Source organism: Kitasatospora papulosa, assembly GCF_000717245.1.
Classification (GTDB): Bacteria; Actinomycetota; Actinomycetes; order Streptomycetales; family Streptomycetaceae; genus Streptomyces; species Streptomyces papulosus.
This window is the reverse complement of record NZ_JNYQ01000001.1, coordinates 193,671-215,855: the sequence shown is the minus strand read 5'-3', so window position 1 is coordinate 215,855 and position 22,185 is coordinate 193,671. Positions and strand designations below refer to the sequence as shown.

The 22,185-nt window shown below is 70.6% G+C and carries 17 protein-coding genes; 8 read left to right on the top strand and 9 right to left on the bottom strand.

Annotated elements, in window-relative coordinates:
• Positions 1 to 46: 46 nt before the first annotated feature.
• Together IA22_RS0100915 and IA22_RS0100910 are read left to right on the top strand one after the other, a co-directional pair.
• Positions 47 to 1,153 (top strand): Gfo/Idh/MocA family oxidoreductase, encoded by a 1,107-nt coding sequence (locus IA22_RS0100915; RefSeq protein WP_014156084.1) that lies wholly within the window; start codon positions 47 to 49, stop codon positions 1,151 to 1,153.
• Positions 1,150 to 1,629 carry a heme-degrading domain-containing protein gene (locus IA22_RS0100910; RefSeq protein ID WP_030122446.1) on the top strand — a complete coding sequence of 160 codons (480 nt, stop codon included), beginning with the start codon at positions 1,150 to 1,152 and terminating at the stop codon, positions 1,627 to 1,629. The genes IA22_RS0100915 and IA22_RS0100910 overlap by 4 nt, the downstream gene beginning before the upstream one ends.
• 45 nt (positions 1,630 to 1,674) lie before the next feature.
• Here IA22_RS0100910 and IA22_RS0100905 read toward each other — a convergent pair whose 3' ends face one another.
• The 3 genes from IA22_RS0100905 to IA22_RS0100895 all read right to left on the bottom strand — a co-directional run bounded on the left by IA22_RS0100905 (position 1,675) and on the right by IA22_RS0100895 (position 3,850).
• Positions 1,675 to 2,535 carry a fumarylacetoacetate hydrolase family protein gene (locus tag IA22_RS0100905; protein ID WP_015577302.1) on the bottom strand — a complete coding sequence of 287 codons (861 nt, stop codon included), beginning with the start codon at positions 2,533 to 2,535 and terminating at the stop codon, positions 1,675 to 1,677.
• Between the two features lie 125 nt (positions 2,536 to 2,660).
• A complete protein-coding gene (locus tag IA22_RS0100900; RefSeq protein ID WP_014156081.1) occupies positions 2,661 to 3,431 on the bottom strand; it encodes a YidC/Oxa1 family membrane protein insertase in 771 nt (256 codons plus the stop codon).
• An 86-nt stretch (positions 3,432 to 3,517) separates the two neighbouring features.
• On the bottom strand, positions 3,518 to 3,850 hold the full coding sequence (locus IA22_RS0100895; RefSeq protein WP_014156080.1) for a DUF6412 domain-containing protein: 333 nt from the start codon (positions 3,848 to 3,850) through the stop codon (positions 3,518 to 3,520).
• 252 nt (positions 3,851 to 4,102) lie between these two features.
• Here IA22_RS0100895 and IA22_RS0100890 point away from each other — a divergent pair, with 252 nt between their 5' ends.
• A complete protein-coding gene (locus tag IA22_RS0100890) occupies positions 4,103 to 5,110 on the top strand; it encodes an SEC-C domain-containing protein (RefSeq protein WP_014156079.1) in 1,008 nt (335 codons plus the stop codon).
• A gap of 40 nt (positions 5,111 to 5,150) precedes the next feature.
• On the opposite strand, the gene IA22_RS0100885 is transcribed toward IA22_RS0100890, so the two are convergent.
• The 3 genes from IA22_RS0100885 to IA22_RS0100875 are packed head-to-tail and all read right to left on the bottom strand — an operon-like array spanning position 5,151 to position 9,837.
• Entirely contained in the window at positions 5,151 to 6,584 is a 1,434-nt protein-coding gene (locus IA22_RS0100885) for an extracellular solute-binding protein (protein WP_030122445.1), read from the bottom strand.
• Positions 6,581 to 9,259, bottom strand: a complete 2,679-nt coding sequence (locus tag IA22_RS0100880) for a caspase family protein (protein ID WP_030122444.1) — start codon at positions 9,257 to 9,259, stop codon at positions 6,581 to 6,583. The genes IA22_RS0100885 and IA22_RS0100880 overlap by 4 nt, the downstream gene beginning before the upstream one ends.
• A gap of 5 nt (positions 9,260 to 9,264) precedes the next feature.
• Positions 9,265 to 9,837, bottom strand: a complete 573-nt coding sequence (locus IA22_RS0100875) for a hypothetical protein (protein ID WP_234435327.1) — start codon at positions 9,835 to 9,837, stop codon at positions 9,265 to 9,267.
• Positions 9,838 to 10,064: 227 nt separating this feature from the next.
• On the opposite strand from IA22_RS0100875, the gene IA22_RS0100870 reads away from it, so the two are divergent.
• Positions 10,065 to 10,280, top strand: coding sequence for a DUF4287 domain-containing protein (locus IA22_RS0100870; protein ID WP_014156074.1), 216 nt, complete (start codon positions 10,065 to 10,067; stop codon positions 10,278 to 10,280).
• A gap of 102 nt (positions 10,281 to 10,382) precedes the next feature.
• Here the strand turns inward: IA22_RS0100870 and IA22_RS0100865 are convergent, their stop codons facing one another.
• Together IA22_RS0100865 and IA22_RS0100860 are read right to left on the bottom strand one after the other, a co-directional pair.
• Positions 10,383 to 12,704 (bottom strand): ATP-binding SpoIIE family protein phosphatase, encoded by a 2,322-nt coding sequence (locus IA22_RS0100865; protein WP_030122442.1) that lies wholly within the window; start codon positions 12,702 to 12,704, stop codon positions 10,383 to 10,385.
• Positions 12,705 to 12,903: 199 nt separating this feature from the next.
• Positions 12,904 to 14,472, bottom strand: a complete 1,569-nt coding sequence (locus tag IA22_RS0100860; RefSeq protein ID WP_030122441.1) for an MFS transporter — start codon at positions 14,470 to 14,472, stop codon at positions 12,904 to 12,906.
• Positions 14,473 to 14,586: 114 nt separating this feature from the next.
• On the opposite strand from IA22_RS0100860, the gene IA22_RS0100855 reads away from it, so the two are divergent.
• The 4 genes from IA22_RS0100855 (at position 14,587) to IA22_RS0100840 (ending at position 20,626) form a co-directional block, all read left to right on the top strand.
• The gene (locus tag IA22_RS0100855; RefSeq protein ID WP_030122440.1) at positions 14,587 to 15,498 is read left to right on the top strand and encodes a TetR/AcrR family transcriptional regulator C-terminal domain-containing protein; all 912 of its coding nucleotides are present in this window, start codon (positions 14,587 to 14,589) and stop codon (positions 15,496 to 15,498) included.
• A 150-nt stretch (positions 15,499 to 15,648) separates the two neighbouring features.
• Positions 15,649 to 17,178, top strand: a complete 1,530-nt coding sequence (locus IA22_RS0100850) for an ATP-binding protein (RefSeq protein WP_030122439.1) — start codon at positions 15,649 to 15,651, stop codon at positions 17,176 to 17,178.
• A 48-nt stretch (positions 17,179 to 17,226) separates the two neighbouring features.
• Positions 17,227 to 20,163, top strand: coding sequence for a Z1 domain-containing protein (locus tag IA22_RS0100845; RefSeq protein ID WP_030122438.1), 2,937 nt, complete (start codon positions 17,227 to 17,229; stop codon positions 20,161 to 20,163).
• A gap of 16 nt (positions 20,164 to 20,179) precedes the next feature.
• Complete coding sequence (locus tag IA22_RS0100840) at positions 20,180 to 20,626, top strand: very short patch repair endonuclease (RefSeq protein WP_081889732.1); 447 nt, start codon at positions 20,180 to 20,182, stop codon at positions 20,624 to 20,626.
• On the opposite strand, the gene IA22_RS34965 is transcribed toward IA22_RS0100840, so the two are convergent.
• Positions 20,573 to 21,868, bottom strand: coding sequence for a DNA cytosine methyltransferase (locus IA22_RS34965; protein WP_081889748.1), 1,296 nt, complete (start codon positions 21,866 to 21,868; stop codon positions 20,573 to 20,575). The genes IA22_RS0100840 and IA22_RS34965 overlap by 54 nt on opposite strands.
• Positions 21,869 to 22,185 lie beyond the last annotated feature (317 nt).

Sequence of the window (22,185 nt, the reverse complement as noted above, 5' to 3'; positions counted from 1 at the left end):
TCCCCATCGCTTGCACTTTGGCAACAGCGTTGCTTAAGTGGTTCGCATGACTGCCAACGCTCCTCTCCGCGTCGGGCTCGTCGGCTACGGCCTGGCGGGTTCCGTCTTCCACGCCCCGCTGGTCTCCGCGACCGGGGGCCTCGTCCTCGACACGGTCGTCACGTCGAACGAGGAGCGGCAGGCGCAGGCCCGCGCCGAGTTCCCCGGCGTGCGGCCGGCCTCCTCGCCCGAGGAGCTGTGGCCGCGCGCGGACGAGCTGGACCTGATCGTGATCGCCTCGCCGAACAAGACCCACGTCCCGCTCGCCCGGGCCGCGCTGGAGGCGGGGCTTCCGGTCGTCGTGGACAAGCCGCTCGCCGGTACGGCCGCCGAGGCGCGCGAGCTGGCCGCACTGGCCGCGGAGCGGGGGCTGCTGCTCTCCGTGTTCCAGAACCGCCGCTGGGACAACGACTTCCTGACGCTGGCCGGCCTGATCGAGGAGGGCGAGCTCGGTGAGGTGCAGCGTTTCGAGTCGCGCTTCGAGCGGTGGCGCCCGCAGCTGAAGGGCGGCTGGCGCGAGTCGGGCGACCCGGAGGAGATCGGCGGGCTGCTGTACGACCTGGGCAGCCATGTCGTCGACCAGGCGCTCACCCTGTTCGGGCCCGCGGTGCAGGTGTACGCGGAGTCCGACGTGCGCCGTCCGGGCGCGGCGGCCGACGACGACACGTTCATCGCGATCACCCACGTCAACGGGGTGCGCTCCCATCTGTACGCGAGCGCCACCACCGCGCAGCTCGGCCCGCGCTTCCGGGCGCTGGGCTCGAAGGCCGGCTATGTGAAGTACGGCCTCGACCCGCAGGAGGCGGCTCTGCGCGAGGGCGCGCGTCCGGTGGCCGGCGAGCCGTGGGGCGAGGAGCCCGAGGAGCTGTGGGGTCGGGTGGGTTCCGGTGAGTCCCCGCTGACCGGCGGCGGCGACCCGGTCCGCACGCTGCCGGGTGACTACCCCGCGTACTACGCCGCTGTGGCCGCCGCCCTGCGCGGCGAGGGCGAGAACCCGGTGACGGCGCTGCAGGCCGCCGCCGCGCTGGACGTCCTGGAGGCGGCACGGCGCTCGGCCCGCGAGGGCGTGTCCGTGACCCTCCTCCCCCACCACGACGAGGAGCAGCACGCATGAGCACCGGTACACCGACCGTCTCCGAGCTGATCGCGCAGGAACGGCGCCTGACGCTGCCCCGCTTCGGCTACGACGACGCCTACGCGCTGGGCGGCCTGCTGGTCGAGCTGGCGCGTGAGCGGCACGCCCCGGTCGCGATCGACATCCGGCGGGGCGGTCAGCAGATGTTCCATGCCGCGCTGCCGGGGTCGAGCGCGGACAACGACGCCTGGATCGACCGCAAGCGCAGGGTCGTGGAGCGGTACGGGGAGAGTTCGTACCTCGTCGGGACGCGTTTCCGGGCGAAGGGCACGACGTTCGAGCAGTCCTCGCGGCTGGACCCGGACACGTATGCCGCGCACGGCGGCTCGTTCCCGATCGCCGTGGAGGGTGCGGGCGTGATCGGCTCGGTCACGGTGTCGGGGCTGCCGCAGGCGGAGGACCACGCGCTGGTGGTGCGGGCGCTGGAGCAGTTCACGGCGCGTCCGCGGGACTGAGGCCACCGAAGCGGCCGCCGGGTCTCCCGGCGGCCGCTTCCGCGTCTAGGCGTCCTCGAGTTCCTGGCGCTGGCGTCCGAGCCCTTCGATCTCGAGCTCCACCACGTCGCCCGCACGGAGGTAGGGCTTGGGCTCGGGGCGGCCCATGGCCACCCCGGCGGGGGTGCCGGTGTTGATGACGTCGCCCGGGTAGAGCGTCATGAAGTGGCTCAGATAGCGCACGACCTCGCCGACCGGGAAGATCTGCTGGGCCGTCGTGCCGTCCTGCTTCAGTTCCCCGTTGACCCAGAGCCTCATCGGCAGCGCCTGCGGGTCGGGCACCTCGTCGGCGGTGACGAGCCAGGGGCCGAGCGGGTTGAACGTCTCGCAGTTCTTGCCCTTGTCCCAGGTGCCGCCCCGCTCGATCTGGAACTCCCGCTCGGAGACGTCGTGCGAGGTCGCGTACCCGGCGACGTGCGCCAGCCCCTCCTCGGCGGTGTCCAGGTAGCGGGCGGTGCGGCCGATCACGACGGCGAGCTCGACCTCCCAGTCCGTCTTCCGGCTGCGGCGCGGCACGAGGACGGTGTCCTCGGGGCCGACGACGGTGTCGGGGGCCTTGAAGAACAGGATCGGTTCGTCCGGGATCGCCGCTCCGGTCTCGGCCGCGTGGTCGTGGTAGTTCAGCCCGATGCACACGATCTTGCCGATCCGCCCGAGAGGCGGTCCGACCCGGAGGCCGTTCGCGTCGAGCGGGGGCAGAACGTCGGGCGTCTGGGCCGCCTCGCGTACCCGGGTCAGCGCCGAGGCATCGGCGAGGAGCTCACCGTCGATGTCGGGGACGAGGCCCGAAAGGTCACGCAAGGTCCCGTTACGGTCAAGCAGTGCGGGGCGTTCCGAGCCCGCAGGACCCACTCGAAGAAGCTTCAACGGTCCATCTCCCCTTGGTCGAGATCGAGCCCGTCGGTGGGTTGCGGCCAGCGAAAGGCTTGGCCGATCCTCCAAGACATCGGATCACTCCGCAAGACCCTGTTCACACACTGGACCCGGGACGCTCAGACGGCGGGGGCGACGGCGGCCTCGGCGGCCGGGGTCTCCCGGTAGAGGTAGGCGCGCTCCAGGGCCGTCCAGGTGGTGCTCGTGACGATGTAGAGAGCCGCCGCGAGCGGGACGTAGGCGACGGAGACGAGGGTCAGGAAGGACATCAGCGGCATGACCTTCGTCATCGCTCCCATGCCGGGGACGGGCTGTCCGTCCGGGCCGGTGGCCGGCGTCATGGGGTTCGCCGCCATCTGCCGCTTGGTCCGTCCGTAGTTGAAGGTGGCGACGGCGGCGACGATCACGAAGAGCCCGAGGTAGACGAGCCCCTGCGGGCCGAAGGGACCGCCCTCGGAGAGCGCGTGGTGCCAGCGCTCGCCGAGCGGGGCGCCGAAGAGCTCGTGGCCGAGCAGCGAGTTCGGTTCGCCGCCGATCCTCTGGCTGGAGAAGAGGTGGTAGAGCAGGAAGAAGGCGGGCATCTGGAGCAGGCTCGGCAGGCAGCCGGAGAGGGGTGAGACCTTCTCCTTCGCGTGGAGCTCCATGAGCGCCTTCTGCATCCGGTCGGGGTTCTTGGAGTGCTTCTTGCGCAGTTCGGCGATCTGCGGCTGGAGCTTGGTGCGGGCCTTCTGCCCACGCGCCGCCGCCCGTGAGAGGGGGTGGACGGCGAGCCGTACGAGGGCGGTGAACAGGACGATCGCGGCGGCGGTGGACGCGTGCTGGAAGAGGGGCTGGAGCAGGTCGGCCAAGGCGCCGACCAGGCTCGCGAAAGCGGACATGAACGCGGACATGGGTGAGCCCTCCGGGGGTCTCGTCGTGCCGGGGAGTGGTGATTCGGCAGGACGACCCGCGCAGAAGGTCGTGGAAGGTGTGCCCTCTACGCGGCCGTCAGGAGGGCGGCCCCGGGCGCTCGGGGCCTGGTGCGTCCCCGTGCGTCGGGGTCGCGTTGCGGGAGGAACGCGGTGCGCTTCTCCCGGTCGCGCATGGCGGTGCGCACTCTCGTACGGGGTACGGGGGCGGCGCAGCGTGCGCTGATGACGGAGCAGACGAGGAGGGCCGAGCCGGCGGCCGCGGTGGCGGCGAGCGCGACGGCGGCGGAGAGGCTGCCGCCCTCGGCGAGGAGGACCTCGGTCAGGAACAGGACGAGGAGGGCGGCGGGGCGGCAGAGGCGGACGACCGCCCGGCGTACGCGGTTCATGTCGTCGTTCATCGGCCCTCCCCCTTCGCTTCGCGTCCGATCGTGTCCTCCAGCCGTTATACACGATCGGCGTCCGGCGTCCGAAGGAGCCGCCGGGGGCGGGCAGAGCCCGGCGGGGGCTCTCCGTGATCGGCTTGTCCTGCTGTCCGGCTCGCACACCCCCGGTCCCCTGGTCCGGCTGTTCTCCCCGGCGTCCGCCGGCCTTCACCGGCGCTCCCCACCGCGCCCTCTCACCTCACCCCCGTCCCGCAGTACCGTGTGGCCATGCGCCCCGACACGCCTGCCGACCACATCACCGAAGCCGAGCGCCTGCTCCGCACCGCGGGGCAGTATCCCGAGGACCACGAACCGCTGTTCCTCCAGGCCGCCGCCCATCTGGAGCTCGCCGGGGAGCGTGCCCGCGCGAGCACGCTCTACGACGAACTGCTGGCCTCCACCGATTTCCCCGTCGAGAACCCGCACCGGGTCAAGGCGCTCAAGGCGTCCAACCTGTGGGAGTACGGCCACGAGGCGGAGGCCCGCGCGATCATCGACGGCATCCGCGCCGCAGGTCCGCTCGACGCGGCACCGTGGGAGATCGCCGCGGAGACGCTCGAGGCGCACGACGAGCTGGAGGCGGCCCACGACTTCTTCTCGACCGCGCTGACGCTCCTCCTGGCGCCGGGCGAGGAAGTCCCGTACGCCACCGAGTCGCTGCTCATCGGACGGCACCGGGTGCGCAGGCTGATGGGCGTCGCCCATGACGCCTGGGACGAGCTGGCCGACACGCTCCACACGGCCGCCGTCCCTCTCGACGAACTGCACGACCCGAAGCGCCTGTGGGCCCTCGGTTCCTCGGACCCGGGTGAGCTCCAGGCGGAGATCAACCGGCTGCGCGCCGAACTGGGCACCTACCGCAGCGCGTTGTCCCGCCCGTTCCCCGTCGCCGTACTGCACTGGCCGCAGGACGAGCTGCGTGAACTCCTGACCGCCTACCCGGAGCTGTCCCAGGAGTACGTCTCGCACGAGGACCATCTGGCCCGTCTGGAGGCCGCGTTGCGGGATCTGCACGCCGCGGGCACGCCGAACCTCGGCATCGTGACGGGCACGGTCCCCTCCTACGAGGCGTTCGCCGCCTCGGAGGCCGCGTCGCCCTCGGACCCCGACCTGCTCCCCCAGTACGCGACGACGCTCGCGGCCCGTGGGCGCGCCGTCCCGTGGCCGCCGGCGCGCAGCGCGGCGTGCTGGTGCGGTTCGGAGCGTCCGTACCGCTCGTGCCACGGGGCGGACTGAGCAGGCCGCCGCGCGTGGGTGGGAGGGGCTCGCGCCCCTCTCACCTGCCCGCGAACACGTCCCGCAGCGCGTGGTCGAGATGGTCGGCGGCCGCCGCGGTGTCGGGTCTCTCCGCGGCCAGCAGCGCGTGCACATGGGACTGCAGGACCTGGGTGAACGCCCCGTAGTAGGGAGTGCGCGGCCGCTGCACGGCCTCGGTCAGCGCCGCGCCCAGGAGCCGGATGTACGCCCTGCGCGCCTCGGTCCCCTGCCCCTCCCGGGTCCCCTCCCCCGTGGCCTCCGCCTTCGGTGCGTCCCCGGCGGGACGGAGGGCGGCGGCGACGCGGGGCCAGCAGGGCTTCGGCACGCTGCCGTACACGGAGGTCCGGGTCGCGGCGAAACCCGCGTCGAGCAGGCACCGCTCGCTCTCCCGCGAGGTCAGGAAGGTGACGAGGGCCCTGGCGTCCTCGGCCCGTGGGGAGTCGGCGGTGACCGCGAGGTTCTGCCCGCCGAGCACGGCCTTGCCCGGCAGCCGGTTCACGGCGTACTGCTTCGCCTCCATCAGGTTCTCCAGTGCCCCGTAGGCGTAGGGCCAGTGGCGCAGGAAGACCGCACGGCCCTCGGCGAAGTCGGCGAGGGACGCCGTCTCGTCGGAGCTGAGCGCGGCGGGCTGGACGCGGCCCCGGCCGACGCGGTCGAGGAGCGAGTCGAGTCCCTTCTTCAGCTTTCCGGGGCTGGAGCTGTACCGGCCCTCGCCGTCGGTGAGGTGGACCCCGGCATCGGCGAACGCCTCGACGGTGTTGACGGTCAGCCCTTCGTACTGCTTCAACTGCGTCGTCCAGCCGGCCCGTTCGTCGCGGCGGACCGGGTTCAGCCCGAGGGTCCTGACCGTGGAGTAGAGCTGGTCCCACGTCCAGTTGGCGTTGGGCTGCTTGTCCGGGTCGATGTCGGCACCGGTCAGGAGGTCGGGCCGGTAGTACAGCAGTCCCACGTCGGTGTTGAACGGCCGGGCGTAGGAACGTTCCTTCCACAGGGTGGTGGCGTGGACCTGGCGGATGAAGTCCGCGTCGTCGGCGGTGCCGCTCTCCTCGACGGGCAGCGGGCTGATCAGTCCGGCCTCGGCGAATTCGGGGATCCAGGTGATGTCGAGGTTCACCACGTCGTAGCGGGCGCTGCCGGACTGGAGGGCGCCGAGGAGCTGGCTGCGCTGCTGGTCGGCTGCTCCGGGCAGCTCCACGAGCTTGGCCTGCCGGTCCTTCGATCCGGCGTGCCGGCGGTTCCACTCCTCTATCAGCTGCTGCCGCACGCTGCCGGAGCCGGTGACGTCGAGCCCGCTGGCGACGACGATGGGGCCCTCGGCCGTGCCCTTCGCACCGGACGTCCCGGAGTCGTCCGCTCCCCCGGTGCAGGCGGCGGAGACGAGCGCGAGGAGACAGCCGAGGGCAACGGCCGCCCTGGTCCGGCGGTGGGCGTGGCGACGGTCGGCGTACGTCATTCCGCGTCCCCCGTACCGGCCTTGGCGACCTCGGCCGCCAGTTCGGCCGCGATGTCGTCGCCGGGATCCAGACAGCGTCCGCCGCTCGCCGCGGCGAGCCGGTCGCCGAACCGGCCGGACGCGCAGGCGCCGTCCTGCAGCGAGACCGTCACGATCCTGACGGGCGGCGCACGTCGCGCGTCCGTGACCAGATCCGCCTGTTCCTGCTGACCGACGCCCTCGAAGTCCTCGCCGTCGGTGACCAGCACGAGCAGCCGCGGCTGTTCCACGACGGCGGGGTCGTCGCGCAGGGCCGCGAGCGCCGCGCCCAGCCCCGCCCCGATACGCGCGTGGAACGCGGCCGTCCCGGCGTCGGCGACGGCCTTCCGCACGTCGGCGCGGACGTGGGGCCGTAGCTTCACGAGTTGCGTCACCGGTTTCTCCGGGGCGACCGCTGCGGTCCACACCCCGTACGAGTCCCTGGTGCCCAGGGACCCCATCGAGCGGGCCACGAGGTCCTTGGCCCCGCCGATGCCGTCCCAGAGCCGTTTGTCCGCCACGGAGGTCGAGTTGTCGAGCAGGTAGAGCACCCGGCCGGGCCCGAGGGCCCCCCGGTAGCGGCTCAGGGTGTCGTTCAGCGACGCCGACGCGTCGGCGTCCGGGCCGGTCGTGGGGATCCGTTCGCGCACGGCCGTCGTGTTGTCCTCGGCCCGCAGCACCGAATCGTCACCGGGCGGAGCCGGGTCCCCTCCGTCGACGCCGCGGAACCCGTCGTCCGTGAAGCACTTCTGGGCGTTCCGGTCCGTGGTCAGCCACTCGTAGAAGTCGTCGACGGCCGCCTCGCGGGCGGCGGTGTCGCGGTCGGCCCCGTCCCAGGTGACCCGGACGAAGGGCAGGTCCAGCATCGGCACGTCGGAGGGGTAGTGGGCCACCCGGTGCGCCAGGGCCTCCGTCGCGCAGGCGGGGCGTCCGGCCTCGCCCGCCGACAGGTTGAACTGCGCCAGGGTCTGCTCCGGCACGAGGACCGCCGCCCGGTCCTCGAGTTCGTTGTGCGTACCGTCGGCCAGGGCGCACATCAGGTCCCTCGCGGTGGAGGGCATGGGCCGGAGCGCCTCCGCCATGCCCTGTTCGACGGTGGAGGCGTGCCCGTCGGCGGAGGTGGCGTACAACGCGTCGGTCGCCAGCAGGGCCGCCTCGGTGACCTCGGGGTCGGGGCGCAGGATCTCGACCTCCTGGACGGCCTGGAGTCCGGTGACGATATCGCTGAGCGGATCGTCGGTCTGGAGGCTCTGCGCCTGGAGCAGGGTGTCCGGCACACCGAGGACCATCGGCGTGTAGGCGACGGAGCCCAGGCGTTCGAGTTCCACGACGTTCCTCCCCGTGCTCGCGGAGGCCTCCCCGCCCCCCGGGCCGCCGGCAGCCCCCACGGCGGTGGCCCGCCGCCACGCGCTGCCCGCGGCCGGGATCCAGACGTCGGGCTGCGCGCCGACGTCCCGCTGGGGCCGCGGACAGGTGCCGGAGGCCGGGCAGACGGCGGGCGGTTCCTGCCAGAGCGAGGAGGACCGGAGGGCCGACACCGCGTCGGTGGCCTTGGCGTCGTACACGTTGATGCCGACGGTCCGGCAGCCGTGGGCGTCCCTCCTGGGGTAGGCGTCGGCGGCCTTCTGCACGGTGGGCTTCAGGTCGGGGTCGGTGAGCACCCGCAGTTCGAGGGGCGACGCGCACACGACATCGCCCGAGCCGCCCAGGAGGTACCACGTCCCGCCTGCGGCCAGGACGGCCGCGGCCGCCAGCACGAGCGCGGTCGTGCGGGTCATGCGGCGGACCAGGACGGGGAGCAGGCGGTGCGGGAGGGCCGGGACGCGCGGCCGCGGCCACCGCCCGGTGGGCCCCTTCCGCGCGCTGTCCTCCGGTGGCTGCCGAGGGGGTTCGGGGCCCGCCGCGAGCGCGAGCACCACGTCGTCGCCGTGCCGCCGCTCGTCCGGGATCCACGGGTGCCCGTCGACGGCCTTGTACGGCGCCATCGCCCGGCGGATCCCGGTCACGATCCTGGTGAAGGTGACGGGCTCGCCCTGGCCCGTGGTCAGCAGCCGGTGCAGGGCGGCCGTGAACTCCGTGCCGGTGCCGGGGTCGCCGGGCGGGATCTCCACACCCGGTTCCGCCGCGGTGAGCAGCGCGAAGTTCTGGCCGGCCGCAGGGCTGAAGGCCCAGAGGGCGTTGCCCGCGAAACAGCAGTCGAGGATGACGACGACCCAGTCGGCACGGGCGTAGCGCAGCTCCGGCATGATGTCGTCGCGCCAGGACAGGGTGTCCACGAAGGGGTGGTGCCGGTCCCTGGTCACCCGGGAGTCGGTGAACATCAGGTTGAGGTCGCTGCCGTCGGGTCGCACGATGCCGTGCCCGGCGAAGTAGACGACCAGCAGGCCGTCGACCTCCTCGCGGGCCGCGGTCAGGGCGGCTCGCACCCGGAGCGGGTCGACGGTGGCCGCCCGGTCGCCGTCCGGGGGAACCTCCACGAGGTCGTCCGGGCCGAGCATGCCGGTGTGTTCGGCGGTCAGCGCCTCGCGCATGAGGCGGAGGTTCGTGGCGACGGCCGGAAGGTCGTTCCGCGCGCCCTCGTAGTGCTCGACCCCGATCAGTACGGCTCGGTGCCGCTTGGCCCTGTTCGCCTCGCCGCGCGCGTCGTACGGCGGCACGGCCGCTAGCCCTGTCCGGGCTCGTCGCCGCCGCGCGGCCGGTCCGGCCCGCCGGAACCGGGCCCGGCCTCCGGGGCCCCGTCACGACCGGTGCCGGTGTCGCGGCCTCCGGTGTCAGGACCGCCGGCGTCACCGTCCGGGTCACCGCTGCCGTCACGGTCGTCGGCGCCGCGACCGCCGGTGTCCCGGCTCAGGCCGGCGCCCGGCCCCTGGGACGGCCCGTCAAGGGTGACTCGGGGTGTCTCCTCGGGATCGGCGAACCGGCGCCGGTTGCGCAGCCAGGTCTCCACGGACCGCCACGCGTTCTCGGACACGGAGCGCGCCACCTCGACGGAGACGACGAGGATGATGTCCTGGATCAGCTCCCCGCTCATCGCCTCGGTCTGCGTGAGCGAGTCCTTGCGCGTCAGGTCGGCCTCGCCCCGTTCGAGCGCGTCCTCCAGGACCGGCGCGTTCAGCAGCCAGGTGTGGAGGGCTTCGAGGTCGTCGCGCCGGGTGTGCGTCCCGCTCACGGCGATCCGTAACTCGATCTTCTCCTGTCCCGGCTCCCGCGCGCCCGTGTCCGCCCCGTCCGCCATGCGTGCCCCCATCGGCCCCATCGCCCTCGCCCCGCAAGGGACTGGTCACTGAACACACGAGTATTTCATGGGCATTGACACCAGGCACCCCTTTGTTCCGGGTCCGCTGAAGGTCCTCGCGCTCGTACCGACGAGTTCCGCCCTCGGCCGCGGTCATATCTCCTGACAGACTTTCGACCGCCTCGTGGCGCACGCCACGGCGCACCTCCACGACGGGACACGACGACATGACCGAAGCAGTGAAGGGCCCCGCGAGCTACTTCCCCTCGATCGAGAAGAAGCACGGGCGCCCGATCGCGGAGTGGAAGGGCCTCATCCGCTCCTCGCCGCTGACCGGGCACATGGAGATCGTCTCCTGGCTGAAGGCCGAACACGGCCTGGGCCACGGCCACGCCAACGCCCTGGTCGCCCACACCCTCGCCGAGGACAAGGCGGCCGGATAGGCCCCGGCGCGGCTCCCCGGCCCAGGGGCTCCACGGGCTCGGACGGCCCCGGCTCCGGCCTCCACTCCCTCGGGTCCGGCCTCCACGCGCTCGGGTCCCGGCTCAGGTCTCTCCCCCGGGAATCGCCTGTTCCGACCAGACGGTCTTGCCCTCGGGGGCGTAGCGGGTGCCCCACAGCGAGGCGAGCTGGGAGATGATGAAGAGCCCCCGCCCGCCCTCGTCGACCGCTCCGGCGTACTTCATGTACGGGGCGGTGGTGCTGCCGTCCCGGATCTCGCAGGTCAGCCCCCGGTCGAGGATGAGGCGGAGCTCCACCGGCGGGCTGCCGTAACGCACCGCGTTGGTCACCAGTTCGCTGACGATCAGTTCGGTCGCGTCGCCCGTGTCGCCCTCCAGGTGCCAGTCCGCCAGCGTCTTGGACGTGAGGCGGCGCGCGGTCGCCGGGGCGGACCTGTCGTAGGGCAGCTCCCAGGCGGCGTACCGGTCCTCGGGCATGGCGTGTGTGCGGGCCAGCAGCAGGGCGGCGCCGCGGAGTTCGGAGTCGTCCGGCAGCGCGCGGGCCACCGCGTCGCACAGCTCGCCCATCGGCCGGTCCGTGGGCAGGAGTGCCTGGCGCAGGGCGCCGGAGGTGGGCTGGGCGTGGCCGCGCAGCGCGTTGCTGTGCAGCACGACCAGGCTGCCCTCCTTCAGCTGGAGGGAGACGGCGGCGACGGGGGCCCGGTCAGCGGTTCCCAGTGGCGGCCCCACGGGCAGCCCGACGACGTAGGCGGCGCCGTCCGGTTCGACGACGAGGGGCGCGGGGTGGCCCGCCGACGCCACGGTGCAGGTCTCGGTGAACGGGTCGTACACCGCGTACGCGCAGGTCGCGGCCAGCGGTTCCTGGTTCAGCGGGTCGCTCTGCGGCAGCTGGGCGCGTTCCTCCGCGAGCCTCGCCGCCGTGTCGTAGAGGCGGGCGAGGAGCTCGTCGGGTTCCAGGTCCAGGGCGGCGAGCGCGTGGACGACGGTGCGCAACTGCCCCATGGTGGTGGCCGCGTGGATGCCGCGCTCGGACACCTCACCGATGACGAGGCCCGTGCGGGCCCCGGACAGGGCGATGGTGTCGAACCAGTGGCCGGCGTCCCCGCCGGGCAGCAGCAGATGGTCCGTCTCGACGGCGGGCTGGGGGGCCGTGCTCTGGGGCAGCAGCCGGCGCTGGAGGGCGCTGGCGATGGTGTACTCGTGCACGTACCGGCGGGCGTTGTCGATGCCGAGGGCGACGCGGGAGGCCATCGCCGACACGACCGGGACGTCCGCCTCGGTGAACGGCTCGGAGTCGCCGCACCGGTAGAGGCTGACCAGCCCGAGTACCGCCCCGTGCACCGTGAGCGGCGCCACCAGCAGGGTGTGCGCACCGATCCTCCGGAGGGAGCCGGCTCGCGCCGAGTCGGCGTCGGCCCACGGGGCGTCGTCCAGCGACAGGACACGGATCCTGAGGTCGGACAGGGCCCGGTGGTAGGGGGTCCCGGGGGCCACCGTCCGTACGTCCCCGACCGGGTGCGCGGCCTGCCCGATGCCGTCGTAGGCGGCGCGCCGCAGCGGCACCTCCAGGCCCAGCGGCCCGGGGTCGGGTGTCTCACCGCGCAACACCGCCTCGACGATCTCGACGACGCCGACGTCCGCGTAGTCGGGGACGAGCGCCTCCACCAGGTCGCGGCAGGTGGTGTCGACGTCCAGCGTCCCGCCCACGCCGTCGCGGACCGCGTCGAGCGCCGCGTCCCGGCGCAGGCGCCCGACCTGCTCGCTGATGTCGACGACGGACACGGAGACCCCCAGTACGGCGCCGTCGCCCCCGGGCCGCGCCCCGCTGCCCTCCTGGAGCCGGAACGCGGTCAGGGCGAGGGTGCGCCGCCCGCCCGGCACGTCACCGCGGGCGGCACGGAACGGCCGGTCGACCCCGGGCACACCCGTGCGCAGCACCTCACGTACGAAGGCCTCGACCCGCTCGGGTTCCTCGAAGGCGCACACGTCGCGGAAGAGCTTGCCGCGCAGATTCCCCGCCCGGTGCGTGTCGGCGCTCGTGGGGGCGCTGATCCGCAGGAGGCGGAGGTCCGGATCGAGTACGTGGACCCGCACGCGTGCCTGCGAGAACATCACGTCCAGCAGCGCGGCCCCGACCGCGTCGTCGTGGCCGGATCCACGGGTACCGGATCCACGGGTGCCGTCAGCCGCCCAGACGGCCCACCCGGCCCCCGCGAGGGGTTCCAGCCGCAGCCCGCCGGGAGCCTCGCCGTCCCCGCCCGACCGCCGGGTGTCACCGGCCAGGACGTCCATCACGCGCAGGCCCAGTGCGTCAGCGGTGGCCGGGCCGAAGCGCCGTTCGGCCGCCCGGCTCCACCCGGTGACCACTCCGGCGCCGTCCACGACCATCAAGGGCGCATCAGCCATGAGCGCGACTCCTTCGCCCCCTTCACGGGACCGGGACCGGCGCCTCCGCGCCGGCGGCCTCGGAAACGGGCCTCCGCACACGGCGGCACGTACGCAACCAGCATCGGTCCCAGGCCCGCCGCCCGCGACCGGAGGGCGCCGGGGCGGGCCGTGGCCGGACTCGGTCCGCCGTCCCCACGTCCATCGGACCGGCCCTCCGTCAACGGCGCACCGTGTCCGGACTCGTCCGCTCGGTGTCCGGTGCCGACGAGGACCCGGTCGTTCCGCCCACACCCCGCAGGAGGCCGACCGAGAGGGCGGCGGCGCATGCCATGACCAGCGCCGCGCCCACCGCCGCGAATCCCAGCCCATGGGTGAAGGCCTCGCGTGCGGCCGTCAGGACGGCGTCCGCCGTGGCGGCAGGCAGTTCGGCCGCGACAGCCGCCGCTCCGCCCAGGGTCTCGCCGACCGCGTCCGCGTGCGGTGTTCCCGCGGGCAGGGCGTCCGCCATGTCCCGGCCGTAGACCGCGGCCCCGACGGAGCCGAGGATCGCCATGCCCAGGGCACCGCCCAGCTCCTGCCCCGACTCCAGCACGGCCGCCGCCGAACCGGCACGCTCCGGCGGGGCGGCGCCCAGCGCGACTTCGTTGGCCAGGGTCATGGCGGCGACCAGTCCGCCCGCGTAGACGGCCCCGCCGACGAGGGCGAACCACAGGGGCGAGTCGGTCTGCAGCCGTGACAGCCACAGGAACCCGCAGGCGGCCATGAGGAAGCCGCCCGCCATGACGTACGCACGGTCGACCCGCTGGGCGAGCGCGGCACCGGTCGGCGCCATGACGGCCACACCCGCCGCCGGCACCAGACTCCACAGTGCGGCGGTCAGGGGGCTCAGTCCGAGTACGGACTGCAGGTACTGGGTGAAGAAGACGGCCATGCCCACCGTGGCGAACATCGCGAGCACGTCGGCGAGCACGGGGCCGCCGAAGGAACGCCGCCGGAGGAGGCCGAGGTCGATCAGCGGGTGGGCGAGGTGCTTCTGGCGGCGTACGAAGACGGCACCGAGCACGAGCCCCACGAGGACGCAGGCCGCGGGCAGCGGCTCGTAACCGTGCCGGGCCCATTCCTTGATGCCGTAGATGACGGTGAGGAGGGCACCGAGTGAGAGCGCGGCGCTGAGCACGTCGAAGCGGCCGTGCGCGGCGGTCGCGGTCTCCGGCACCAGGAAGGGCACGAGCACCAGCAGCAGCGCCATCGCGGGGAGGTTGATGAGGAACACCGAGCCCCACCAGAAGTGTTCGAGGAGCAGCCCGCTGACGACCGGCCCGAGGGAGATGCCGGCGGTCATGACACCGGTCCAGAGGGTCACCGCCTTCGCGCGCTGCTTCGCGTCGTGGAAGAGGTTGCGGATCAGCGCCAGGGTGGAGGGCATCAGGGCGGCCCCGCCGATCCCGAGCAACGCGCGTACGGCGATGAGCACTTCGGCGGACTGCGCGTACGCGGCGGCCACCGAGGCCGCTCCGAACACCGCCGCTCCCGCCAGGACCAGGGCGCGCCGCCCGATGCGGTCACCGAGGGAGCCCATGACGATGAGCAGGCCGGCGAGCACGAAGCCGTACATGTCCAGGATCCACAACTGCTGAGTGGCGCTGGGCTCCAGGTCCTGGCTGATGAACGGGATGGCGAAGTAGAGGATGGACACGTCCATCGACACGAGGAGCAGCGGCAGCATCAGGACGCCGAGGGCGGTCCATTCCTTACGGCCCGCGAGGGGACCGGATGTGTTCTCCATGCTCCGTACGGAAGCGGGCCGTCACGTACACCGCAAACAGCAACCTAGTGCACCGGCGGGAACCCGCAGATGAACGGGTTACGGCGACACCAGGTGCACTAGTACGGTGCCGCCATGACGACCGAACCGCCCTACCTCCGCATCGCCGGGGAGATCCGCCGCCGCATCGAGTCGGGCGAGCTGGCCCCGGGCGATCCGGTCCCCTCCACCCGCGGGATCACGCAGGAGTGGGGCGTCGCGATGGCCACCGCCACGAAGGCCCTCGGGGCACTGAACCAGGAAGGACTGGTACGGGCGGTGCCCGGTGTCGGCACGGTGGTCGCGGAGAGCGGCCGGGAACGCGCCACGACGCCCGCCCGCCAGCTGAGCCGGGAGCACATCGTCCGCACGGCGATAGAGCTGGTGGACGCGGAGGGCCTCGCCGCGCTGTCGATGCGGCGCATCGCGACGGAGTTCGGCACGTCCACCATGGCGCTCTACCGCCACGTCCCGAGCAAGGGCGAGCTCGTCCGGCTGATGGCCGAAGCGGTGTTCGGCAGCGGCCCGACGGGGCCCCGCCCGGCGGGCTGGCGCCCCCACCTGGAACGGGAGGCGCGCTGGCTGTGGAAGCAGTACGCCCGTCACCCCTGGCTGGCACGCTCCATGGCCGGCCTCACCCGCCCGATGGCCTCCCCGAACGCGATGCTCTACACGGAACGGGTCCTGGCAGCCCTGGCCGGCCTCGGCCTCACCCCGGAACAGATGCTGCACGTCCACCTCACGATCCTCGGCTACGCCCAGGGCATCGCGATGGCCGTCGAGCTGGAGTCCCAGGCCCGGCAGGACAGCGGCATGACGGCGGAGGAGTGGATGACGTCGATGGAGTCCCGCATGGACGCGATCCAGGCGACCGCGGCCTACCCGGTCCTGTCCACGTTCTTCGGAACCGACGACTTCGAACTGGAGCTGGGCACCCTCTTCGAGTTCGGCCTGGCGCGGGTGCTGGACGGGGTGGAGGGGATGGTGGAGGGGGCGAAGCCGGTGTGAGGCCCTGAAATCGCGCGTCCAATATCAGCCGTTGGCCGAATTCACCGGGGATTCCCCTATGTCGCACCTTTCCAATACGATCACATTCAACAACTAGCTACGGGCCGCCCACCCCCACACAGGTCCCGTTCCGTCTGTGCGAGGAAGCCCATGCCGCCCTACCAGCCGTCCTCGGACTGGCAGTACGAGATCCCGACGACCGGCAGCAAGCGGCTCCCGCCCGCAGCGCGTTACGTCGAGTCGCTGGCGCACCAGGGCTACGGCTTCGAGGCTGCGATCGCGGATCTCGTCGACAACTCCATCGACGCGGGTGCGCACAACGTCGTCATCAGCTTCCTGCGGGACGAGGACCGGCTGGTCAGTCTCCTGGTCGTCGACGACGGGCAGGGCATGAACGACGAGGCGCTCGACACCGCGATGACGGTGGGTGGCCGACAGGAGTACGGGGACAAAGCGCTGGGCCACTTCGGCGCGGGCCTCAAGGCCGCTTCGCTCTCGCACGCCGACTCCCTGACCGTGATCAGCCGCACCAAGCGCAGCCCGTCCACGGGCCGCCGCTGGCTGACGGCACGCGCCCAGGCCGACTTCACCTGCGACATCGTGGATCCAGGCTATTGCCAGGATCTGATCGACCGGTACGACGGCCTGATCGAATGGCACGGCACGATCGTCCGCTGGGACAAGGTCCGGGCCTTCGACACGATCACCGCCGGGCAGGCCGACCGCTATCTCGACGACGCCATCGAGAAGCTGGAGACCCATCTCGGACTCCATCTGCACCGCTTCCTGGCCGATGACGCGTTCAACGTCGACATCGTGGTCGAGGACGTCACGACCAAGGAGGAGCTGGACCACCGGGGTGTGGAACCGATCGACCCGTTCGGCTACCGCCTCCCCGGACGGGCGGGCTATCCGCGTACGTACACCGCTCCCGTCGAGGGCGTCGGCGACGTGGCACTGACCGCGCACATCTGGCAGCCGAAGTCTCCGTTGGTCAGCTTCCGCGGCATCGGCCCGCTCGCCGAGCGGCAGGGCTTCTACATCTACCGCAACGACCGTCTCGTCCAGGCGGGCGGCTGGAACAGCACCCGCAGCCCGGAGGGACACCTCGCGCTGGCCCGTATCGCGATCGACCTCCCGGCCGAGGCGAACGACGTCTTCAGCCTGACGGTCAAGAAGGACGGTGTGACGGTCACCCCGGCCTTCGCCCGAGGGCTGGAACAGGCGGCGGACGCGACGGGCCACACGTTCGGCGAGTACGTCCAGGAGGCGCAGACGACGTACCGGGAGGCCGCCAAGCGCGTCACCGAGGTCACGCGCGACGCGGTCATCCCCGCCGGCAAAGGGCTCGACCCGAAACTGCGACGGACCCTTCGGGACGAACTGCCGGAGCTGGAGGGAGAGGAACCGATCACCTTCCGCTGGGCGTCCCTGGCACCGGATCTGTTCTTCGAACTCGACCGCGACGTGCGTGAGATCAGGCTCAACAAGCTGTACCGGACTGCGTTCAACGGTGGGCGCAGGGGAGGGCTCAACGACGCTCCGGTCGTCAAGAGCATGCTCTACCTGATGGTGGAGGAGATCTTCCAGAAGTCCCGGGTACGCGCCACGCGAGCCGACAAGATCGCTCTGTGGAACAGCGTCCTGGTCGCGGCGGCGCGCTGCGAAATGACCCGCTGAGCCCTGCCGCGATCCGCTCCTGTCACACCTCTGAGAAAGCCGCCTCCCATGACCGACCATCTGTTCAACCTGCACGGGGACGTCCTCGCGGCCATGCGTCGGGGACCGAAGGGATTCGCGAAGCTCGCCTTCGTGCTCTCGGAGTCGGAGGAGCCGGCCGACCTCGACCTCGGCCATTTCCGGGACCGGATCGTCGCGGCACGGCCGGGGGACGAGCTCGTCGCGCTGTGGCACCGCACTCTGACCGCCTGGGACCTGGCGGAGCAGACGGACTGGTCCGGTGCCCCGGCCCGTACGGACGCCCGCCGCACCGACATCTTCGACCGCCTCGGCTTCGGTCCGGACGTACGCAAGGTGCTGGACGCGGCTGTACCGGTGTTCAAGGAGCCCGGCGCCACGGTCATCAGCAAGGAGTTCACGTCCTGGTACTCCAGGGACGCTGCGGCGGCGCGCGCCTTCTACTGGAACTCCTACGAGCAGACACTGCGCCGTAAGGGCTGGTCGGACGCGGCCGTGTCGAGCCTGGACGAGGCCAGCCACGCCGTGGTCGAGCGCCTCTCCGATCCGACCCGCACCGAGGCGTACGGGGCTCGGGGGCTGGTCGTCGGATATGTGCAGTCGGGTAAGACGGCAAACTTCACAGGGGTGACGGCGAAGGCCATCGACGCGGGATACCGCCTGGTCATCATCCTCGGCGGCACCCTGAACCTCCTGCGGGGCCAGACCCAGCGTCGCCTGGACATGGAACTGATCGGCCGGGAGAACATCCTGCGCGGCACCGACCCGGCGGACACGGACGCACTCATCGGCGTCGACTACCAGGACGACGAGGACTGGCCGGCGAAGTTCGTCAGCCATGGCGGCCGTCCGTCGACGCTGGGCTCGTTCGACATCGAGCGCCTCACGACGCGGGACAACGACTACAAGAGCCTGGAAACAGGCATCCGGGCCCTCGAATTCGACAAGCAGGACCGCACCCAGCCCCTGTACTCACCGGACAACCTGCATCACGCCGCCGCACGCGTGATGGTAGTGAAGAAGAACTCCTCGGTGCTGGCCAAGCTCATCAAGGACCTGAAGAAGATCGGTCCGATCCTCTCCGAGGTCCCGACGCTGATCATCGACGACGAATCCGACCAGGCGTCGGTGAACACGACGGATCCCAAGAAGTGGGAGGACGGCAAGGTCGCCCGCAAGGCCATCAACGGCCAGATCACACAGCTCCTCGGCCTGCTTCCGCGCGCCCAGTACGTCGGCTACACGGCGACGCCCTTCGCCAACGTCTTCGTCGACCCCGGCGACGAGGAGGACATCTTCCCCAGGGACTTCCTGATCTCGCTCCCCAGGCCGACCGGCTACATGGGCGTGCAGGACTTCCACGATCTGGAGTCCGACGGGACGGCCGAGGAGACGCACGTACGCGGCATCTACGACGACACCGGAGACCGCCTCCAGGAAGCACTGGACGCCTTCGTCCTCACGGGAGCGCTGAAGCTGTACCGCGCGGACCGTGACGTGCCCGAAGGGCCGTTCCGCCACCACACCATGCTGGTCCACGAGTCGGTACAACAGCGGGAACACGCCGCCCTGGCCCTACGGATCAACTCGATGTGGCACCGGTCGGCATACACGGGCCAGGAGGGCCACGCACGCCTCTCCGCCCTCCTGGCATCCGACTTCCAGCGCTTCGCGGACGACGGCCTGCCGACCCCCACGTCCTACGACGACCTGAAGCCGTACGTCTCCCGGGCCCGCCAGCTGATCAACTCGGGCGGCGAACCCGTGATCATCGTCAACGGGGCCACCGAGCGCGACTACGAACAGGCCGAGCTCGACTTCGACCGGACCCCGCACGTGTGGAAGATCCTGGTCGGAGGCACGAAGCTCTCCCGTGGCTTCACCATCGAGGGCCTCACGGTCACGTACTACCGCCGCCTCGCCCAGCAGGCCGACACCCTGATGCAGATGGGCCGCTGGTTCGGCTTCCGCCCCGGCTACCGTGACCTGGTCCGCCTCTACATCGGCCGCGAAGAACCGATGGGCAAGAAGAAGACCGTCGACCTCTACGAGGCCTTCGAGGCGATCTGCCGCGACGAGGAGACCTTCCGCGCCCAGCTCAGCCGCTACGCGACCCTGGTGGACGGAAAGCCGCAGGTCACCCCGGCCCAGATCCCACCGCTGGTCTCGCAGCACCTGTCCTGGCTCAAGCCGGCGGCCCGCAACAAGATGTTCAACGCGGAACTGGTGGAGATCCGGTCGCCGGGTCAGTGGGTGGAACCTACGGCGTATCCGACGGGTGCGGCGGAATTGCGGCACAACGCGAAGGTGTGGCTGCCTGCGCTTGAAGCACTGAGCCCGGAGATTTCCGTGTTCGTCACTCTCTCCGACGATGACCGGGGCGGATACACCCGCTATGCAGCCAAGACATCAGTCCTCAGCCACGCCAAGCTGCTTGGGATCATGCGCAACCTTGCCTGGGGCCGGCCAGATCTCTTCGCTCCTCACCTGGCCTATCTCAGCGATGCGAGCGACGCCGGCTGCGCTACCGATGACTGGACTCTGATTCTTCCCCAGACGTCTGGACCAACAAGCGTTGCAACCAGCATCCTCGGCAGCCAGCCCGTCGCACTCGTACAGCGCAAACGAAACGCGCGCGGCGTGTTCAATCGTGTCTCGGGTGTGGCCCACCGACAGTCCGCTGAACGGATCGCGGGCCTTCGCCCACTGAGCGAAGACGACCCATTCGCATCTCAGCTCTATCAGCCACGCCGCGGAGCCGTGCTGCTGTACCCGGTAGTCGACCCTGATCTTGGTAATCCAGCAGATCTCGTCTCTGCCAGCAGGATCGATCCGGCCAAGGTGGTACTGGCGGCGGCATTCATCCCAGCCGCCAGCGCAACAGGAGAGTCGGTACCCTACATTCGCTTCCGGGCGGTCGACTCGTCCCGCCGCGGGGAAGCGACTATTGAAGTGCCATGCCAATGATTCTGGAGTGACTCCGGTGCCTGAGCCCGCAGACTGGACCCCGCCAGAAGGATCGTGGGCCTCTTCTGCGGCGCGCAGGAGGAACATGCAGGCAATCCGCAGTCGCGATACGCAGCCGGAGCGGCTCATCCGGCGACTCGTGCACGCCAACGGCCTGCGGTACCGAGTCGCTGCCAGACCACTGCCGGACCTTCGGCGGACGGCAGACCTGGTCTTCCGCCCGGCGAAGGTAGCCGTATTCATCGACGGGTGCTACTGGCACGGATGCCCCGAGCACTACGTCGCCCCCAAGACCAACCCCGGCTACTGGTCAGACAAGGTTGCCCGGAACATGGCTCGGGACCGCGATACCGACGAGCGCCTTACCAAGGCGGGCTGGCTGGTTCTGCGTTTCTGGGAGCACCAGGACTCAGGCGCGTGCGCTCTCACCATCGTTAGTGCTGTCCGCGCACGCCGAAGCTGACTGTCGAGGTAGGAGCCGATCGGGCACAGACTTGGGACAGGCATGCTCACGAGCAGCGCGGAGGACATCCGCGATCGCGTTGCCCACTGCGGCCGCGACGGGCGGCGGAAACGCGTTACCGACCTGTCGGTACTGCGCCGTCTTACCGCCAGAGAACTTCCAGTTGTCCGGAAATCCCTGAATAATCGCTGCCTGCTCGACTGTGAGCATAGGACCGGCCTCCCGGAACAGGTCCCTGTCCTGACTCTTCTTCTTCACACTCTCGTCATGCGAGTTGGCGACACCAACCCCTGAGACACCCAGGTTTGCCCAGGCAGCCTTTGCACGACTCGGTCCGAGGTCGGCACCGCCGTGCTTCTTAGAACCACCAACCAGCGTGGGCGCAACACCGAAGTCTTTTCTGCTCTCGGCCTTTTGCGCCATCTCCTTCCAGCGATCAAGCCGCTGCTTTGCCAGATGCGCCACGTCACCACCCATTTTAAGATACGGCGCATACCTGAGGTCCATGGACTCCTCAAGCGCACGGAAGGCACTCCTAGGGCTTCCCGTAGCGGTGGGCCACACAAATTTAATGTCGTCCAACACATCTGTGCGGATAGCCACGAGGACAGCCCTTGGACGCAGCTGAGGCACACCAAAATCACTGGCCTCAAGTACTTCCCACTCGCAGACCTCATAGCCGAGTCCATCGAAATGCTCATCGATGCCCGTCACAGGATGCTTGGCTCCGCCCCCTTCGAGACGCGCCATAATGTATTTACGATACTCTTCAAACTTCGCGTCTTTGATGCCGCGAACGTTCTCAATCATCACCGCTTTAGGGTGAAGCTCATCAGCCAGCTCAAGAATCCGCGGAAAGAGGTCGCGCTCATCATCCTTCCCCAGCTGCTTTCCAGCATGCGAGAAAGGGGGGCACGGCACGCCACCGGCAAGGAGGTCAAGCTCACCCCGAACGAGCGGCTTCCCGAGGTACGCTTGCCCCTTTTTCACATCGGATTCACGACCCTCATCGAGGGGAATGGGAGAAAAATTGTTGACGTCGCCAGAAATGACGTCACAGTATTCTCTTTCCCAGCTCCACTCTTCCAGGCTACGAATATTCCCCCGAAGCGTCTCCACAGCATGCGGGTCGATTTCCACAAGCACCAGGTGCTTGAAGCCGGCCTGATGAAGGCCGATAGCCTGCCCTCCGGCTCCCGCGCAAATCTCGATTGAGGTCAGCACGTCATCACTGGGACCCATTGGGTCCTCCCGGCGGGACTGGAGGCCCATCGGCTCAGGCTCCTCTTAGTACGGTGGTTGATAGAAAGCAGGTGTCGCGCCGAGGCGGACCCACACGCGGGGGAGGCCCCCAGCTCGCGAGCAACCGCTTCGGCTCAAAGTTGACGCGCGATACGCGCAGAGCCTACCCGGGCGCGGCCTCAGGGCGCCGGCCTGAGAGGCATCCCCCGAGCACCGTCCCTGGACATCAGGGCAAAGCCGTTACTGCAGGGGCGAGGGACCTGCACAGTCTATTCGAACAAGCACTCCAATACGCCCTGTCTTGCGTCACCTGACAG